General features: G+C 66.5%; 13 protein-coding genes. 7 read left to right on the top strand and 6 right to left on the bottom strand.

Features of this window, described 5'->3' with window-relative positions; genetic code table 11:
* Nucleotides 1-132: 132 nt before the first annotated feature.
* A complete protein-coding gene (locus tag AC1PLS_RS11115; protein WP_184431164.1) occupies nt 133-1,425 on the top strand; it encodes a nucleotide sugar dehydrogenase in 1,293 nt (430 codons plus the stop codon).
* On the opposite strand, the gene AC1PLS_RS11110 is transcribed toward AC1PLS_RS11115, so the two are convergent.
* A complete protein-coding gene (locus AC1PLS_RS11110; RefSeq protein ID WP_481103694.1) occupies nt 1,409-2,668 on the bottom strand; it encodes a TIGR03862 family flavoprotein in 1,260 nt (419 codons plus the stop codon). The genes AC1PLS_RS11115 and AC1PLS_RS11110 overlap by 17 nt on opposite strands.
* Nucleotides 2,669-2,679: 11 nt before the next feature.
* The gene (locus AC1PLS_RS11105) at nt 2,680-3,111 is read right to left on the bottom strand and encodes an FKBP-type peptidyl-prolyl cis-trans isomerase (protein WP_065031450.1); all 432 of its coding nucleotides are present in this window, start codon (nt 3,109-3,111) and stop codon (nt 2,680-2,682) included.
* A gap of 61 nt (nt 3,112-3,172) precedes the next feature.
* Between AC1PLS_RS11105 and AC1PLS_RS11100 the strand changes: the two genes are divergently transcribed.
* From AC1PLS_RS11100 to AC1PLS_RS11090, 3 genes are all read left to right on the top strand, one after another.
* Nucleotides 3,173-3,538 carry a DUF6164 family protein gene (locus AC1PLS_RS11100; protein WP_065031449.1) on the top strand — a complete coding sequence of 122 codons (366 nt, stop codon included), beginning with the start codon at nt 3,173-3,175 and terminating at the stop codon, nt 3,536-3,538.
* A gap of 35 nt (nt 3,539-3,573) precedes the next feature.
* Nucleotides 3,574-4,335 carry a sulfurtransferase gene (locus AC1PLS_RS11095; protein ID WP_184431160.1) on the top strand — a complete coding sequence of 254 codons (762 nt, stop codon included), beginning with the start codon at nt 3,574-3,576 and terminating at the stop codon, nt 4,333-4,335.
* Nucleotides 4,336-4,544: 209 nt separating this feature from the next.
* On the top strand, nt 4,545-5,192 hold the full coding sequence (locus AC1PLS_RS11090; RefSeq protein ID WP_024938667.1) for a response regulator: 648 nt from the start codon (nt 4,545-4,547) through the stop codon (nt 5,190-5,192).
* Nucleotides 5,193-5,778: 586 nt separating this feature from the next.
* On the opposite strand, the gene AC1PLS_RS11085 is transcribed toward AC1PLS_RS11090, so the two are convergent.
* Entirely contained in the window at nt 5,779-9,516 is a 3,738-nt protein-coding gene (locus tag AC1PLS_RS11085; protein WP_481104493.1) for an Rne/Rng family ribonuclease, read from the bottom strand.
* 410 nt (nt 9,517-9,926) lie between these two features.
* Between AC1PLS_RS11085 and AC1PLS_RS11080 the strand changes: the two genes are divergently transcribed.
* A complete protein-coding gene (locus tag AC1PLS_RS11080) occupies nt 9,927-10,913 on the top strand; it encodes an RluA family pseudouridine synthase (protein WP_184431158.1) in 987 nt (328 codons plus the stop codon).
* A gap of 111 nt (nt 10,914-11,024) precedes the next feature.
* On the opposite strand, the gene zupT is transcribed toward AC1PLS_RS11080, so the two are convergent.
* The 3 genes from zupT to AC1PLS_RS11065 form a co-directional block, all read right to left on the bottom strand.
* Nucleotides 11,025-11,843: a zinc transporter ZupT gene (gene zupT, locus AC1PLS_RS11075; protein WP_016904561.1), complete on the bottom strand. Its 819-nt coding sequence runs from the start codon at nt 11,841-11,843 to the stop codon at nt 11,025-11,027.
* Between the two features lie 273 nt (nt 11,844-12,116).
* Entirely contained in the window at nt 12,117-12,539 is a 423-nt protein-coding gene (locus AC1PLS_RS11070) for an energy transducer TonB (protein ID WP_016904560.1), read from the bottom strand.
* Entirely contained in the window at nt 12,536-12,892 is a 357-nt protein-coding gene (locus AC1PLS_RS11065) for a 4a-hydroxytetrahydrobiopterin dehydratase (protein ID WP_039815276.1), read from the bottom strand. Before AC1PLS_RS11065 ends, AC1PLS_RS11070 begins: the two co-directional genes overlap by 4 nt.
* 89 nt (nt 12,893-12,981) lie before the next feature.
* Here AC1PLS_RS11065 and AC1PLS_RS11060 point away from each other — a divergent pair, with 89 nt between their 5' ends.
* Together AC1PLS_RS11060 and AC1PLS_RS11055 are read left to right on the top strand one after the other, a co-directional pair.
* The gene (locus tag AC1PLS_RS11060) at nt 12,982-13,581 is read left to right on the top strand and encodes an NfuA family Fe-S biogenesis protein (RefSeq protein WP_024938663.1); all 600 of its coding nucleotides are present in this window, start codon (nt 12,982-12,984) and stop codon (nt 13,579-13,581) included.
* A 13-nt stretch (nt 13,582-13,594) separates the two neighbouring features.
* Complete coding sequence (locus AC1PLS_RS11055) at nt 13,595-15,391, top strand: transmembrane repetitive protein (RefSeq protein ID WP_184431154.1); 1,797 nt, start codon at nt 13,595-13,597, stop codon at nt 15,389-15,391.
* Nucleotides 15,392-15,684: the final 293 nt, after the last annotated feature.

Below are 15,684 nucleotides of genomic sequence, written 5' to 3'. Positions count from 1 at the left end.
CGTGCCTGATTGCGCGCCGATTGTGAATCGCCGCGTCGCCAGTTCGCCGCACTCATGGTCCGATGGTTGCCTGCGCTATGCTCCCACCGCGCAGGCGCGCAGCAACCGGCTGCGCACGATCGAAGGAACCGCATGTCCAGCACCACGCTACTCGCTCCGCAGCAGGCCCGCATCGCGGTGATTGGATTGGGCTATGTCGGCCTGCCGTTGGCCGTCGCGTTCGGCGAGCAACGCGATACGTTGGGCTTCGACATCGATGCGCAGCGGGTCGCGCAGCTGCGCGACGGCCACGATGCCACACTGGAGCTGGACGACACCGAGCTGGCTGCCGCCACCCGGTTGCGCTACACCGCGAATGCTGCGGACCTGGCTACGTGCAGCATCTTCATCGTCACCGTGCCGACGCCGATCGACAGCTTCGAGCAGCCCGACCTGGAACCGCTGCGCAGTGCCACCAGCTTGATCGCCGCTGCGCTCAAACCCGGCGACCTGGTGATCTACGAATCCACCGTCTACCCGGGCACTACCGAAGAAGTCTGCGTGCCCTTGCTCGAAGCCGCATCGGGGCTGCGTTTCAATGACGACTTCTTCTGTGGCTACAGCCCCGAGCGTGTCAATCCAGGTGACCGCCAGCGGCGTCTGCGCGATATCCGCAAGATCACCTCCGGCTCTACCGCAGAAGCCGCCGATGCGGTCGACGCGCTGTACGCCAGCATCATCACTGCCGGCACCTGGCGGGCGCCGTCGATGCGCGTGGCCGAGGCCGCCAAGGTGGTCGAAAACATCCAGCGCGACGTCAATATCGCATTGGTCAACGAGCTGGCCTTGATCTTCGACAAGCTGGGCATCGATACGTTGGAGGTGCTGGAAGCCGCCGGAACCAAGTGGAATTTCCTGCCGTTCCGTCCCGGCCTGGTGGGTGGTCACTGCATCGGGGTGGATCCGTATTACCTGATGCACAAATCCGAAAGCGTGGGCTATCACCCGGACCTGATCCACACCGCGCGCCAGGTCAACAACCGCGTCGGCCGGCACGTGGCCGAGCGCGTCTGCGGCATGCTGGCCACGCGTGGCGTGGTGCTTGCGCAGGCGAGGGTGCTGGTGCTGGGCGCCACCTTCAAGGAGAACTGCCCGGACCTGCGTAACAGCCGCGCGCTGGAGCTGGTGCAGCTGCTGCAAGCCGCCGGCGTGCAGGTCGACACCTGCGACCCGTGGGCCGACCCCGCAGAAGCGCTGCAACATGCCGGCGTGCAGTTGTGCGAGCTTGCGGACGAGGGTGCGTACGACGCCGTCGTGCTGGCAGTCGCGCATGCGCAATACCGCGACTACGACACCCAGCGTATTGCCGCACTGGGCAAACCGGGTGCGGTGATTTACGACGTCAAATCAGTGTGGCCGCGCGAGGCGGTCAGCGATCGTCTGTAGCGCGGTCGGTCTGCTGCAGCCATTGCACCGCGCCATGCGCGGCACGTAATCCGCTGGCGAAGCAGGCAGTCAGCAGATAGCCGCCGGTCGGTGCTTCCCAGTCGAGCATCTCGCCGGCGCAGAACACGCCAGGCTGCGCGCGCGCCATCAGCTGCGTATCCAGCGCCTCCAGCTGCACGCCACCGGCCGAGCTGATCGCCTCGGCAAGCGGACGCGCTCGCAACAGGCGTAACGGCAGGCGTTTGAGCGTACGCGCCACCAGCGCCAGATCGTCGCCCGCCTGTTTGCCCAGGTGTTCGTAGAGCAAGGCGGCCTTGACGCCGTCGATGCCGACCTGCCGGCGCAGATGCTCGCTGAAACTGCGTCCCTTGCGCGGTTTTTCCAGTTCGGCGCTGACGCGTTCCAGCGAGCGTCCCGGGAGCAGGTCCAGGCCCAGCTCGGCGACGCCATCGGCATCGATCTGCGCGCGCAGATCCGCAGCCAGCGCATAGATCAGGCTGCCCTCGATGCCGGTGGAGGTCGCAACGCACTCGCCTTGCAACTGCTGCGGTGTGCCATCGCGATCCTGCCAGTGCGCGACCACGGGCTTGAGCGGCGCACCGGCATGCCGCTGCACAAAATGCGCGCTCCAGGCGATGTCGAAGCCGCAGTTGGCCGGCACCAGCGGCGCCACCGCAATACCGCGATCCTGCAGCACGCCTTGCCAGCGACCATCGGAGCCGAGCTGCGGCCAGCTGCCGCCACCAAGCGCCAGCACCACCGCATCTGCGGTGCGTTCGACATCACCGGTGGGCGAGTGGAAACGCAAGCCACCGTCATCGCTCCAGCCAAGCCAACGATGCTGCACATGAAACGTGACGCCTTGTTCCTTGAGTCGGCGCACCCAGCCACGCAGTAGCGGCGCGGCCTTGCGATCCATCGGGAACACGCGCCCCGAGCTGCCGACATAGGTCTCCACGCCCAGGTCGCGCGCCCAGGCGCGCAGCGCATCCGCATCGAACTGCTGCAGCCACGATGCGACGGCCTCGCTGCGCTCGCGATAGCGCTGCGCAAACAACGGCGTCGGATCGGAGTGGGTGAGGTTCAAGCCGCCCTTGCCGGCGATCAGGAACTTGCGCCCGACCGAACCCTTGGCTTCGTACAGGTCGACCGCAAGGCCTGCCGCACATGCCACCTCTGCCGCCATCAGGCCGGCCGGTCCACCACCGATGATGGCCAGCCGCCGCTTGCTCGCATCCGTCATTGCTCAGCCCTTCAGCGCGGCTGCACGCCGAGCAATTCCACATCGAACACCAGCGATGCGCCGGGCGGGATCACGCCGCCAGCGCCGTTGTCGCCATAGCCGTACGCGGGCGGAATCATCAAGCTGCGCTTGCCGCCCACACGCATGCCGGCCACGCCCTCGTCCCAGCCGCGGATCACCTGATGGCCGCCCAGCACGAACTGGAACGGCTCGGCGCGGTCGAGCGAGCTGTCGAACTTCTTGCCATGCTTGTCGGCGGCTTTTTCGTCGTACAGCCAGCCGGTGTAGTGCACGGTGACCAGCGCGCCCGGTGTGGCTTCGGCACCGGTGCCGACGTTGCGGTCGATCCGCTCGAACGTGGCGATGGTGCCGCCGGACGGCGGCAGGGCAGGCGCACAGCCCGCGAGCAGCAGGGCAGCACAAAGCGTCAACAGAAGGCGCATGGGATGGTCCAGCAAAGGGAGTGCATCATTATCGCACCTGGCTCCCGGTATCATCGCGCCCATGGCCAAGCTGCTGCTCAATCTGCGCAATGTTCCCGATGACGAAGCCGACGAGGTACGGGCGCTGATGCGCGAGCATCTGGTGCAGATCTACGAAACCCGACCCAGCAACTGGGGCATCTCCGCCGGCGGCATCTGGCTCAGCGACGATGCCGATCACCCGCGCGCCAAGGCGCTGATGGATGCGTATCAGGCCCAGCGCGGTGCCGTGGCGCGTGCGCAGCGCCAGGATGCGCTCGCTGCCGGCACGGCCGAAACCTTCGGCGCGCTGCTGCGCAAGCGGCCGTTGTTCGTGATCGCCACGTTGATCGGCATGCTGGTTGTCGCCTCGCTGGTCCTGCTGCCGTTCCTGCTGTTGCGAGGCTGATCGCACCTGCGGCCGCATCGGCTTAAAATGGCCGCATGATCACCAATACCGCTGCCTACCAATTCGTCACCATCCAGGACCCGCAGTTGCTCGCCGACAGCGTCCTGGCACACGCCGGGCAGCAGGCCTTGAAGGGATCGGTGCTGGTGGCCGAAGAAGGGATCAACCTGTTTCTGGCCGGCGAAGCCGAGCAGATCGACGCGTTCTATGGGTGGCTGCAGGCCGATGCGCGTTTTGCGCAGATGCGCATCAAGTACAGCCTGAGTGCGCTGCAGCCGTTCGCGCGGCTCAAGGTGAAGGTCAAGCCGGAGATCATCAGCTTTCGCCGCGACGATGCCTCGCCGCTGCAGGGCCGTGCGCCTGCGGTGACGCCCGCCACGTTGCGCGAGTGGATGCGGGCAGGGCGCGACGATCGCGGCCGCCCGCTGGTGCTGCTGGATACGCGCAATGCCCAGGAAGTGGCGTACGGCACGTTCCAGGGCGCGCTGACGTTGCCGATCGACAAGTTCACCGACCTGCCGGCGGCGCTGGAAGCGCATCGCGCTGCGTTGGCCGACGCCACCGTGGTCAGCTTCTGCACTGGCGGCATTCGTTGCGAGAAGGCGGCGTTGTGGATGCAGGCCGACGGCATGGACAACGTGCTGCAGCTCGAAGGCGGCATCCTCGGCTATTTCGAAGAAGTCGGTGGCGAAGGCTATGACGGCCGCTGCTTCGTGTTCGACGAACGCGTTGCACTCGATGCGCAATTGCGCCCATTGGTGGATGCCGAGCGCAGCACCGAAGCAGGAAAAATCTGACCGAGCGCGAGTGAAATGCCCGATGTTCGCGTATTGGGCCCGCTCGCATCATCCGATCACGCCGCGATAGTGCATGCAATGCCTACCATGACGCGTGGCGGCAGAGTACTTCGCGTTCTGACTCGAACGTAATACGTTGCATCGAGCTTGCCCTGAATTATTCACGGAGATAGGCTGCACCAGCCAGCCGCACAGCGAGGACAACAAGGATGACCATCAGAGTTTTTCTGATCGACGATCATGCACTCGTGCGTACCGGCATGAAGATGATCCTGTCCAAGGAAGTGGACATCGATGTGGTGGGAGAGGCGGAGAGCGGGGAGGCGGCCTTGCCGCAAATCCGTCAGCTCAAGCCCGAGATCGTGCTGTGCGACCTGCACCTGCCCGGTGTCAGCGGCCTGGAAATCACCGAGCGCATCGTCAAGGGCGATTACGGCACCCGCGTCATCATCGTCTCGGTGCTGGAAGACGGCCCACTGCCCAAGCGTCTGCTCGAAGCCGGCGCATCGGGGTATGTCGGCAAGGGCGGCGATGCGCAGGAGTTGCTGCGTGCGGTGCGCGAAGTCGCCCTGGGCCGGCGCTATCTCGGCAATACCATTGCGCAGAATCTGGCCCTGTCCAACCTGGAAGGGGGCGGCTCGCCCTTCGACGCGCTATCGCCGCGCGAACTGGAGGTCGCCCTGTTGCTGACCCAGGGTCTGCGCCAGGAAGACATCGCCAAGCGCTTGAACCTCAGCGCCAAGACCATCAACACGCACAAGGCGCGCCTGTTCGAGAAGGTCGGCATCCAGGACAACATCGCCCTGGCGCGTCTGGCCAATCAGTACGGCCTGACCGATCCGGCGCGGACCTTGTAAACCGCGCCTTCGGATTTTCGCGCTCTCAGACACAGCCGTCAGATGCTGCTGCACAACGCGGCGATGAAAACAGGCATACGCTGTTTTGCGCGGGAGCGGCACTCCGGCGTGCAAGCGAACGCGCGTGCTCACGTCGGCATTCACTGCCCGAGAGGCGCTTTGCTTGCGACGGCTGCCGATGACGACGTGTCGCTACGGCGCAGTGCGCCGCGCCATTGGAGCAGGGCGATTGAATCGGTCTGGACGCCGCTGCATTCGATGGCGAGCGGTTGCCGATGCGCAGCAGCGGACATTTCGGTCTGCTGGCGTGGATGCAGTTACGGCGCAGGGCCACGATGGCGCTGGCTTCTGCCTGAATCCTGATTTTGGCGGCAATCGCCCCGTCGTTCGTTGATGCGGCGGGAACAACGCCTGGGACAAGTACGACTACGAGCGCGGCAACCGTTTCGTTGCGATCCCTGCAAGGCCTGGTCACCCACTATCGGCATGACACTGCCGCACGCAAAAACAAGGCGGCCCAAAGGCCGCCTTGTTTGACACTACCCGCCTGGATTCACGCAGGCGGGTTCAACCGGCTGGGAAACGATCAGTGATCGCCACGCGGCTTGTTGGTGTCGTCCTGCTGCTCCTGCGCGTCATCGCCATTGCGCGCTGCATCTGCCGGCTTTGCTGCCTCGGACACGACGACCGTCGGCTTCGGCTTGTCGGCAGTGTGCTCGTTGGCGTCTGCAGACAGCACGGGCGTGACCGCTGCAGGCCGCTCAGGCGTCTTGTACGGCACCGGCGTTTCGGCCTGCGTCGATGTCGCGGTCTCTGCTGCTGTTGCGTCGGCCGGAGCCAATGCGTCAAGCAGCGTGGTCTGCACCGGAGCGTACGGCTTGCGTGCCGGCGCAGCATCGGCAGCCGGCGAGGTCTGCGGCACCGTGGCGGTGGACGTCGCAGCAACATCGGCAGCCGGGCTTGCCGCCGTTGACGGCTCGGCATGCGGCGGCCTGGATGTCACGACGTCTGCCTGCGCGCTGGATGGCGCAGCAGCGACCGGCTTGGGCACAGTGACGGCTGCCGGTGCTGCGTCGGTTTTCGCCGGCTCCGCTTGCGTTGCTGCCGCAGCTGCAGCCGGTGCTGCCTGTTCCTGCCGAGCAACCGCAGGCGCTGCAGCGTCGGCGGATGCCGACGATGCCGACGGCACCGACGTTGACTGCACAGCCGGTTCGGGCGAACGCACGACCGAAGGAGCCGCACGCTCGACCGGCTGAGCTGCAGGAGCCGCAGCTGGCGTCGCGACCGGAGCCGAGGTGTCAACCTGCGTCGAGGCAGCCGACGGAGCCGAAGCGACAACCGGAGCCTGAGCCGGCGAGGTCGCCGATTCCTGCGCAACAACCGAAGCCTGAGGCGCTTGCGGGGTCATCGATGCAGCGGCAGAAGCCTGCGCAGCCGGTGCCGATGCAGCCGACGCCGTGTTGCTGGCCGAGGCGGTTGCAGCCGGTGCCGCGGAGGCCGCCGATGCATTGCCACCTGCCTGCTCGGCTGCGGTGACTGACGGCGTTGCAGCCTGCTGCTCGAACGACGGCGTGGCATTGGAAACCGGCGCCGTGGTCGACGTCGTGTCGGCCGCCAGCGGTGCTTCCGCACGTTCCTTCGGAACCGGACGCGGCTTCACTGCGGCCGGAGCGCTGGATTCCGGCTTGGCGCGTACCGATACCGCAGGCGTGGTCGCGTCATCGTCGAAGTCGAACTCCGGTTGACCGGCGCGCGGGGCAGCCGAGGTGTGGACCTGCGAACCGGCTTCGTCGCTCTCGTTGTCGCCATCGAGATCGCCTTCGGCATCGCCGTCCAGATCGTCCGTCTCCAGACCATCGACGCCGGTACCGCCTTCACCGTTTGCGCCAGCGCCACGACGACGACGACGGCCACCGCGACGACCGCGACGACGACGGCTGCCGCTCTCGCCATTTGCCGCATCATCGCCTGCTGCCTCCGGCGACTGACCCTCCGCATTTGCGTCGGTACCGCGATCGGTGTGCGACTCGGTCACGATGACCTCGACCGGGTGCGCCGGGGTGGCCGCAGCTGCCGCTGCCGGCGTTTTGGGTGCTGCGGTGTCGGCAATCGCCGCGACCACGGTGGCAGTCGTTGCGGTTGCAGCGGTGGAGGTTAGCGTCTGCGCCGAGGCAGTGCCTTCGTCCTGACGCGCAGGGCGCTGCTGCCGTTCGGACGGCGCGCCGTCCTGCTGCTGCGCAGCTGCACGCGGCGGGCGCGGTGCCTGGTTCTGCGGTTTCTGCTTCTGCTGCTGGGCCTGCTGCTTGGGCTGTTGCGGTGCCTCGTTGCGCGGCGGCTTGGGCACCTGCACCTGCTGCGCCTGACCGCCGTTTTGCGCAGCCTGGCCATTGGCCGGCTGACGGCGCTCGTCACGACGCTCCTTGTTGGCGCCATTGCCGTTGCCGCCATTGCCGCGGTGCTGATTGCCACCGTTGCCACCGTTGCGGGCATCGCGGCCGTCGCGACGCTGGCCGCCACGATCGCCACGCTCGTTGCGGCTGCTGCGGCCGGCATCGTTCTGACGCGGACGCTGGGTCGACTCGGGCGCAGGCGCGACCGGCTCGACGCCGCCGAAGATGCGCTTCAGCCAGCCGACCACACCGGTGACCGGCGCGGGAAGCGGCAGTGGTGCGACCGGAGCCGGTGCAGGTGTAGCGGCAGCCGGGGCAGGGGCCTCTTCACGTAGCGGAGCCGGCTGGCTCGGCTTGATCGAGGTCACTGCCGGCGCAGCCGGGATATTCAACTGTGCCTTGGTCAGCGCATGCACCGGCAGCTTGCGCGGGGTGCCGCGCTGGTAGCTCGGCTTGCCGCTGTCTTCGCCCAGCTCGTTCTCACGCAACCGCGTGACTTCGTAGTGCGGGGTGTGCAGCTGTTCGTCGGCGACGATGATGATCGGCGACTCGTGGCGCTGCTCGATCTCGCGCAGCGCGCTGCGCTTTTCGTTGAGCAGGTAGTTGGCGATTTCCACCGGGGCCTGGACCAGCACCTGTCCGGTGTTTTCCTTCATGGCGTGCTCTTCGGCCACGCGGATGATCGACAGCGACAGCGACTCGACGCTGCGCATGCGGCCATGGCCGTCGCAGCGCGGGCACACGATCTGGCTGGATTCGCCCAGGCTCGGGCGCAGGCGCTGGCGGCTCATTTCCATCAGGCCGAAGCGCGAGATGCGGCCCAGCTGCACGCGTGCGCGGTCGTACTTGAGCGCGTTCTGCAGCTTGTTTTCCACTTCGCGCTGGTGCTTGGTCGAGGACATGTCGATGAAGTCGATCACCACCAGACCGCCCAGGTCGCGCAGGCGCAACTGGCGGGCCACTTCCTCGGCCGCTTCCAGATTGGTCTGGAAGGCGGTTTCTTCGATGTCGCTGCCCTTGGTGGCGCGCGAGGAGTTCACGTCGACGGCGGTCAGTGCTTCGGTCTGATCGACCACGATCGAGCCACCCGACGGCAGGCGCACGTTGCGCTCGTAGGCGCCTTCGATCTGCGATTCGATCTGGAAGCGGTTGAACAGCGGAATGTCGTCGGTGTAGTGCTTGAGCTTGCGCAGGCTCTGCGGCATCACCTGCTGCATGAACTCCTGGGCATCGGCATACAGCTCCGGCGTATCGACTAGGATTTCGCCGATGTCGGCGCGCAGGTAGTCGCGCAGGGCGCGGATGATCAGGCGCGATTCCTGGTAGATCAGGAACGCGGCCGGCTTGCTCAGCGCCGCCTCGGCGATCGCCTTCCAGGTCTGCAGCAGGTAGTCCAGATCCCACTGCAGTTCTTCGGCGTCACGGCCGACACCCGCGGTGCGGATGATCACGCCCATGTCGTCGGGGATGTCGAGCTTGTCCAGCGCTTCCTTCAGCGCGGCACGGTCTTCGCCCTCGATCCGGCGCGAGACGCCGCCAGCGCTGGGCGAATTGGGCATCAGCACCATGTAGCGGCCGGCCAGCGAGATGAACGTGGTCAGGGCGGCGCCCTTGTTGCCACGCTCTTCCTTGTCGACCTGCACCACGATTTCCTGGCCCTCACGCAGCAACTCGCGGATGGTCGACTTGTTGTGGTCGACACCAGCCTGGAAATAGTCGCGGGAGATTTCCTTCAGCGGCAGGAAGCCATGGCGCTCGGCGCCATAGTCCACGAACGCCGCCTCCAGCGAGGGCTCGAGCCGGGTGATACGGCCCTTGTAGATGTTGGACTTCTTTTGTTCCTTGGACGGCTGTTCGATGTCGATGTCGTACAGGGTCTGGCCGTCCACAATCGCCACGCGCAGCTCTTCGGCCTGCGTTGCGTTGATCAGCATTCGCTTCATTGTTGCGTTCCTCTCGCGCTCTACCGCGCGGAACGCCGTGACGTTTCGCCTCTGGAACAGCTTGTCGGCCCTTCGCGCAACGCGCGGACAGGCCTGACCAGGGTTTCCAGCGCTGCAACACCACGGCAGGCCGCGGGAGCGCTTGTCTTAAGTTTTATAGGTGTTTCAGGGCCGGCAGCCGCGTCCGGACGAACCGGGGCAGCGCACGGGACATGTTCAGCGCGACGGTCAAAAACCGCCGGCGATGGCCGGGCAGGCCGGTGAGCCGCTAACATGGCCGCCCCGGGGGCGGTGGTCGCGCACTGTGCCGGAATCATCGGAAGGCAGGCTTCTGGCCAATCAACTTCCAACGAAATCAAACCCTTATCTCGCTCGCCGAGTGTAACAGAATAAAGAGCCGGATGACCGACCCCCAGACCCCCAAGCCGCCCACCGACCGTGTGGGCGTGCGCATTCTCAAAGTTCCGGAAGACCGTGCTGGGCAGCGGTTGGACAATTTCCTGCTCGGCCAGCTCAAGGGCGCGCCACGCAGCCTGATCTACAAGCTGGTGCGCAGCGGACAGGTGCGCGTGAACGGCGGGCGGGCCAAGGCCGAGCGCAAGCTCGAGGGTGGCGAGGAAGTGCGGATCCCGCCGGTGCGCGTGACCGAGGAGGGCAACAAGGCGGCGCCACCGGCATCGTTCCTGGCGCGGCTGGAAGCGGCGATCGTGTTCGAGGACGCGCGGCTGCTGGCGCTCAACAAGCCGTCCGGGGTCGCCAGCCATGGCGGCAGCGGGATCAGCTTCGGCGCCATCGAAACCCTGCGCGCCCTGCGGCCCAACCAGACCCTGGAACTGGTGCACCGGCTCGACCGCGATACCTCCGGCCTGCTGATCGTGGCGAAGAAGCGTTCGGCGCTGACCGAGCTGCAGGCCTTGATGCGCGAGGACGACCGTGTCGAAGGGCGCGGCATCACCAAGCGCTATCTGACCTTGCTGGTCGGCCGCATGCCGGACGGGGTGATGACGGTCGATGCGCCGCTGCACATCGGGCTGCGCCAGGGCGGCGAGCGGCATGTGCAGGTCAATGCGATCGGCAAGCCCTCGCTGAGCCACTTCAAGCTGCTGGAGCGACGCGGCGGGCACTCCTATTGCGAAGTCCGTATCGAAACCGGCCGCACCCACCAGATCCGCGTGCACGCCCAGCACCTGGGGCACCCGGTGGCCGGCGACGACAAGTACGGCGAAGCGGAGGTCAACAAGCGCCTGCGCGACCAGCTCGGCCTGAAGCGCCTGTTCCTGCACGCTGCTTCGCTGGAATTTGCGCTGGATGCCGGCAAGACGCCCTATGTGTTGAGCGCGCCGCTGGCGCCGGAACTGGCCGAGGCATTGGACCGGCTGGGGCGCTGAGGCGCCGCGGCGACGCATCCGTCCCGGTCGTGGCCGCCAGCGCGTCGCCGATGTGTCCTGGCGGTCGAGCCGATGGTCGTGCCGGCACTGCGGCTGCGGTTCGGCCGGGTGTTAAGGCGTGGCGAAGCGGAACAACACCAGGCTGATCGCCAGTGTGCCCATGCCGGCCACCAGGCCGTAGACCGTCTCGTGGCCCTGCGCGTAGCGCTTGGCCGCCGGCAACAATTCGTCCAGCGCCAGGAACACCATCACCCCGGAAATCAGGCCGAAGACCGTGCCGAACACCGCTTCTGACAGCACGCTGGACAAGGCCAGATAGCCGATGCCGGCGCCGATCGGCTCGGCCAGTCCGCTGAGCAGGCTGGCGCCGAAGGCGTAGAACTTGTTGCGGGTGGCGAAGTACACCGGTACCGCAATGGCGATGCCCTCGGGAATGTTGTGGATGGCGATGGCGAACGCGAGCGGCATGCCGACCGCGGGGCTTTCCAGTGTGGCGAAGAAGGTCGCCAGGCCTTCGGGGAAATTGTGCGCGGTGATGGCGATGGCGGTCATCAAGCCGACCCGGCGGATATAGGCACGGTTGTCGTCGCGGAACAGCGGATCGTCGCTGGACAGGCTCTGGTGCGGGTTGGGCACCAGGCGGTCGATCACCATGATCAGCAGCATGCCGGCCAGAAACGCCAGCGTGCCGAAGGTGAAGCCGAGCTTGTCGTTGTAGGCGTTGGAGAACGAGGCGATCGACTTGTTGAGAATCTCCGACAGCGACACATACACCATCGCACCGCCGGCGAATGCCAGCCCGAATGCCAGCAGGCGCGGGTTGGGCTTCTTGGAGAACACGACCATCAGGCTGCCGAGTCCGGTCGCCAGGCCAGCGGCCAGCGTGACCGCAAATGCGGTCCAGACATTGTGGGATGACACTTCGAGCATGTGACGCACGACCTCGTGGAATAGAACGTACTCGGCGGGGAGCGTGGCGACTGCTGCTGCGCACTTTGCGCATGACCACACTGCGGCTGCAGGATGGCCATGCCTGGATGACGGACGCGTGGTGTCTGGCGCGATAACCCCGACGCGTGCACGCTGGCATCAGGCGCGCACCGTGGGTAGCTGGAGCTGATGCAGGCCGTTCGCCGTGCTCAGTCTTGCGCGCTGCGCGCCGGCGCGTTGCCGCGGCCGTACGCGCAAGGCATCGAAGGCGGCTTAGCCGCCTCGACGCGCACGCTCTTCGATGGCGAAGCATTCGTCCGGGCGCGGCACCGGCGGCTTGAACGCGACCGGCACCTGGATCGTCTGCGGCACTGCCTGGCCATTGCGCGTGGCGGCCCGGAATTTCCATTCGCGCACGCGTTTTTGCGCGGCTTCGTCCAGCACCGGCTGACCGCTGCTTTGCGATACCGAGACGTCGGTCGGGGTGCCCTCGACACCGACCACAACCCGAAGCACCGAGGTGCCACCGATGCCGGCACAGGCCAGCTGCGGGGAGTATTCCGGCGGCGGGGTCTTCAAGGCGGCCAGTTCGGTCGGTGCCACCGCCGGGGCGGCGGGCTGCTGCGACGACTTGCCACACCCGCTGATGCCGACGGCAAGGAACAGGCCGGCGAGGGCAGCGCGAGACAGGGTCATGGGGTGGCTCCTTGATCGTAAAGCTGGGCGGTCTTGGCCGCACAGATGAAGTCGTTTTCGCTCAATCCGCCAACGTCGTGGGTGGAATAGCGCACCACCACGCGGTCGTAATGCACGCCCAGGTCGGGGTGGTGGTCTTCGCGGTGGGCGATCCAGGCCAGCGCATTGACGAAGGCCAGCGTGCGGTAATAGTCGGCAAAGCGGAAGGTGCGGGTAATTGCCGTGCCCACTTCGGCCAGCTCCCAGCCCGGCACCTGCGGCAGCAGTTCAGCCAGACGCGCTTCGCCAAGCTTGTGGTCGCTGCCCTTGCGCGGCAGGCAATGGGCCTGTTCCAGGGGAATCAGATCGGTCATGACAGTCTCGCAGGGGTGGCGGACAGCGCGTTCACTCAGGATCACGGTGTTCCATGAGCGCAGGCGCATTGAGCGGTAGAATAACCCGCATGATCCAGATATCCGACAAAGCCCAAACCTATTTCCGCAAGCTCATCGAACGCGAGGGCGTGCCCGGCATGGGCGTGCGCCTGAGCGCGGTGGATGCGGGCACCCCGCGCGCCGACGCCCGGCTGGAGTTCGCCGAACCGGCGGACCTGAGCGGCGACGAATGGGCGATCGACTGCGACGGCTTCACCTTATATATCGTCGCCGCCAGCGTGCCCTGGGTGGATGGCGCCGAGATCGACTACGTCACCCAGTCCACCGGCAACCAGCAGCTCACCATCAAGGCACCCAAGATCAAGGGCGAAGCGCCGGCCGAGTCCGCATCGATGGTGGAGCGCGTGCGCTGGGTGGTGGAGAACGAGATCAACCCACAGCTGGCATCGCATGGCGGCCGCGTGGCGGTGCAGGAGGTCTCGGCAGAGGGTGTCGTGCTGCTGCGCTTCGGCGGCGGTTGCCACGGCTGCGGCATGGCCGATGTGACCTTGAAGCAGGGCATCGAGAAGACCCTGATGGGGCGCGTGCCCGGCGTGATTGCGGTGCGCGACGCGACCGACCACGCCACCGGCGACGCACCGTATATCCCGCGCGACAGCGCGGCCTGATTCCGCGCCACCGGTGACCACGGCCGCCGATCTGCTGCAGGCACTGCGCGCGCGCATGCCGGGCAAGCTCATCCTGGATCGGCGCACCGGTTTGCCTTACGGCTGGGCAACTTGGATGAGCAGCCGCCTCGGGCCGGCGGCTGCGTTCGACGATGACCAGGTGTTGGGCGTGCTGCTGGCACGGCCAGCACCGCCTGCAGGCGCTGGCGTGGCGTTGTTGTCGCCGTTTCAGGCATTTCGCAGCCTGTGGTGGCAGCACTGGGAGCCGCGACCAAAAGACCAGCGACCACAGCACTGGCTGGCGCTGCTCGGCAGCCTGTTGATCCATCTTGGCTTCATCGCACTGCTCATTTGGGTCGTCACGGTGCGCTGGGCGCCGGATGACACCCAGACCGGCGACGAATCACGGGTGCGCATGACCTTCATCGGCGACGGTGCGGCAGAGCAGGGCGGTGGGCAAGGGCAGCCCGCTGACGCTGCGCAGGCCGCCTCGGGCGATGCGGCTTCGGCGCCGCAGTCCAGTGCATCCGCTGCGACCGACAAGCCAAGCGCAGCGCCGTCGGTGCCTGCGCCTGTTGAGTCCGTCGACCCTCCTTCAAGCACAGCCCAGGCCCAGGACACCGCGCCGGAACCGGTGGCTGCCGCTGCCAGCGAACCGGTGGCGCCGGAGGTACCACGCGTGACCGTACCGGTGCCGCCGGTGACGATCGAATCGCCGCTACAGGTCACCGAAACACCGGTGGCCACGAACGACTTTGTCGTGCCGCCACCGCCGACGATCACGGTGGCGCCGCGTCCGGTCGAGCCGGCCGCACCGCAGATCGAGGTGCGTCAGCGCGATGTCCAGACCGTGACCGAGCAACCGCAGCTACGCGAATTGCAGCGTCCCGCTTCGACCGTCGCGATGCGCACTGCCAACGCACCGACGGTGCGCGAGCGGGAAATCGTCGTGCCGGACCGGCCCCAGGTCGTTGCGCCGTCGGTGCGCAGCCGCGAGATCACACCGACGGTGCGCATGCCTGAAGTGGCCATTCGAACGGCCGAGTTGCCAAGCGTGCCGGACCCGACGCCCCAACCGGCACCGGCCAGGCCAGCCCAGCAGACGCCGACGACTCCAGCGCCGACATCGTCGACGTCGGTAGCTGCAGCAACCCAGCCATCGGCGGCCTCCACGCAGCCCAATCAAGCACTGGCGAATTCGGCGCGATCGGCGCAACCCAGCAGCACTACGGCGGCAGCCTCATCCGCAGCCAAGCCGGCGACCAGCAATGCCGGCCCGGCGCCAGCAGATCGCGGCGGCGGCTGGGATGTTGCGGCCAATGCAGACGACTGGAGCAAGTCCGACCGTCGTCGCGCCGGCGAAACCACAGGCGCAAATGGAGCACGCAACGGCATGTTCAACGCAGACGGCAGCGTTCACGTCGCCGCCGGAGCTGGCGATGCCGGCAACGGTGCCGGTGATCGCGGACCGCCGGGCAGCGAAACCGATACCTGGACCCGCGACCAGATCGCCCAGGGCGGCACCTGGCTCAAACGTCCGCCGTACGGCTACACGCCGACCTCGCTGGACAAGTACTGGATGCCGAACCAGTCGCTGCTGCAGGAATGGGTGCGGCGCGGCCTCAAGAAGATCGAGATCCCGATCCCGGGAACGACCACCAAGATCAGCTGCGTGGTGTCGTTGCTGCAGTTCGGCGGCGGCTGCGGCCTGAGCGACCCGAATCTCAACGATCAGCCGGCAACAGCCAGACCGCCACCGGATGTGCCGTTCAAGCGGGAGCTGCAGGAAGACAATGGGGCTGTGAGGTAGCCGGCCACTGAGTTGGATCTGACATAATATACATTATGCGAAATGGAGGATGGGGTCACGTGGCATCCCAGCCGGCAGCTCACACCCTGATGGGCACCGCACTCTTTGATGGTCCACCGACGCACTCTGAGTATCCATTTAACGCAGTCAAGGGGGTCTATAGTTCCGGGGACGCAGTAATGAATGTCTGGTTTTCCCAGTCGCGCACTCTGAGGGGCGCACAATTGTAGGTGATCCGGCGGTGGCGTCCTTGCTTGCCGAGGCAGATCGCTTAACGTAAATGGCGGGCCTGA

This window comes from Xanthomonas sp. NCPPB 3218 (assembly GCF_056725185.1).
Note: the sequence above shows the minus strand (reverse complement) of the source record. Positions and strands in the feature narration are given on the sequence as shown.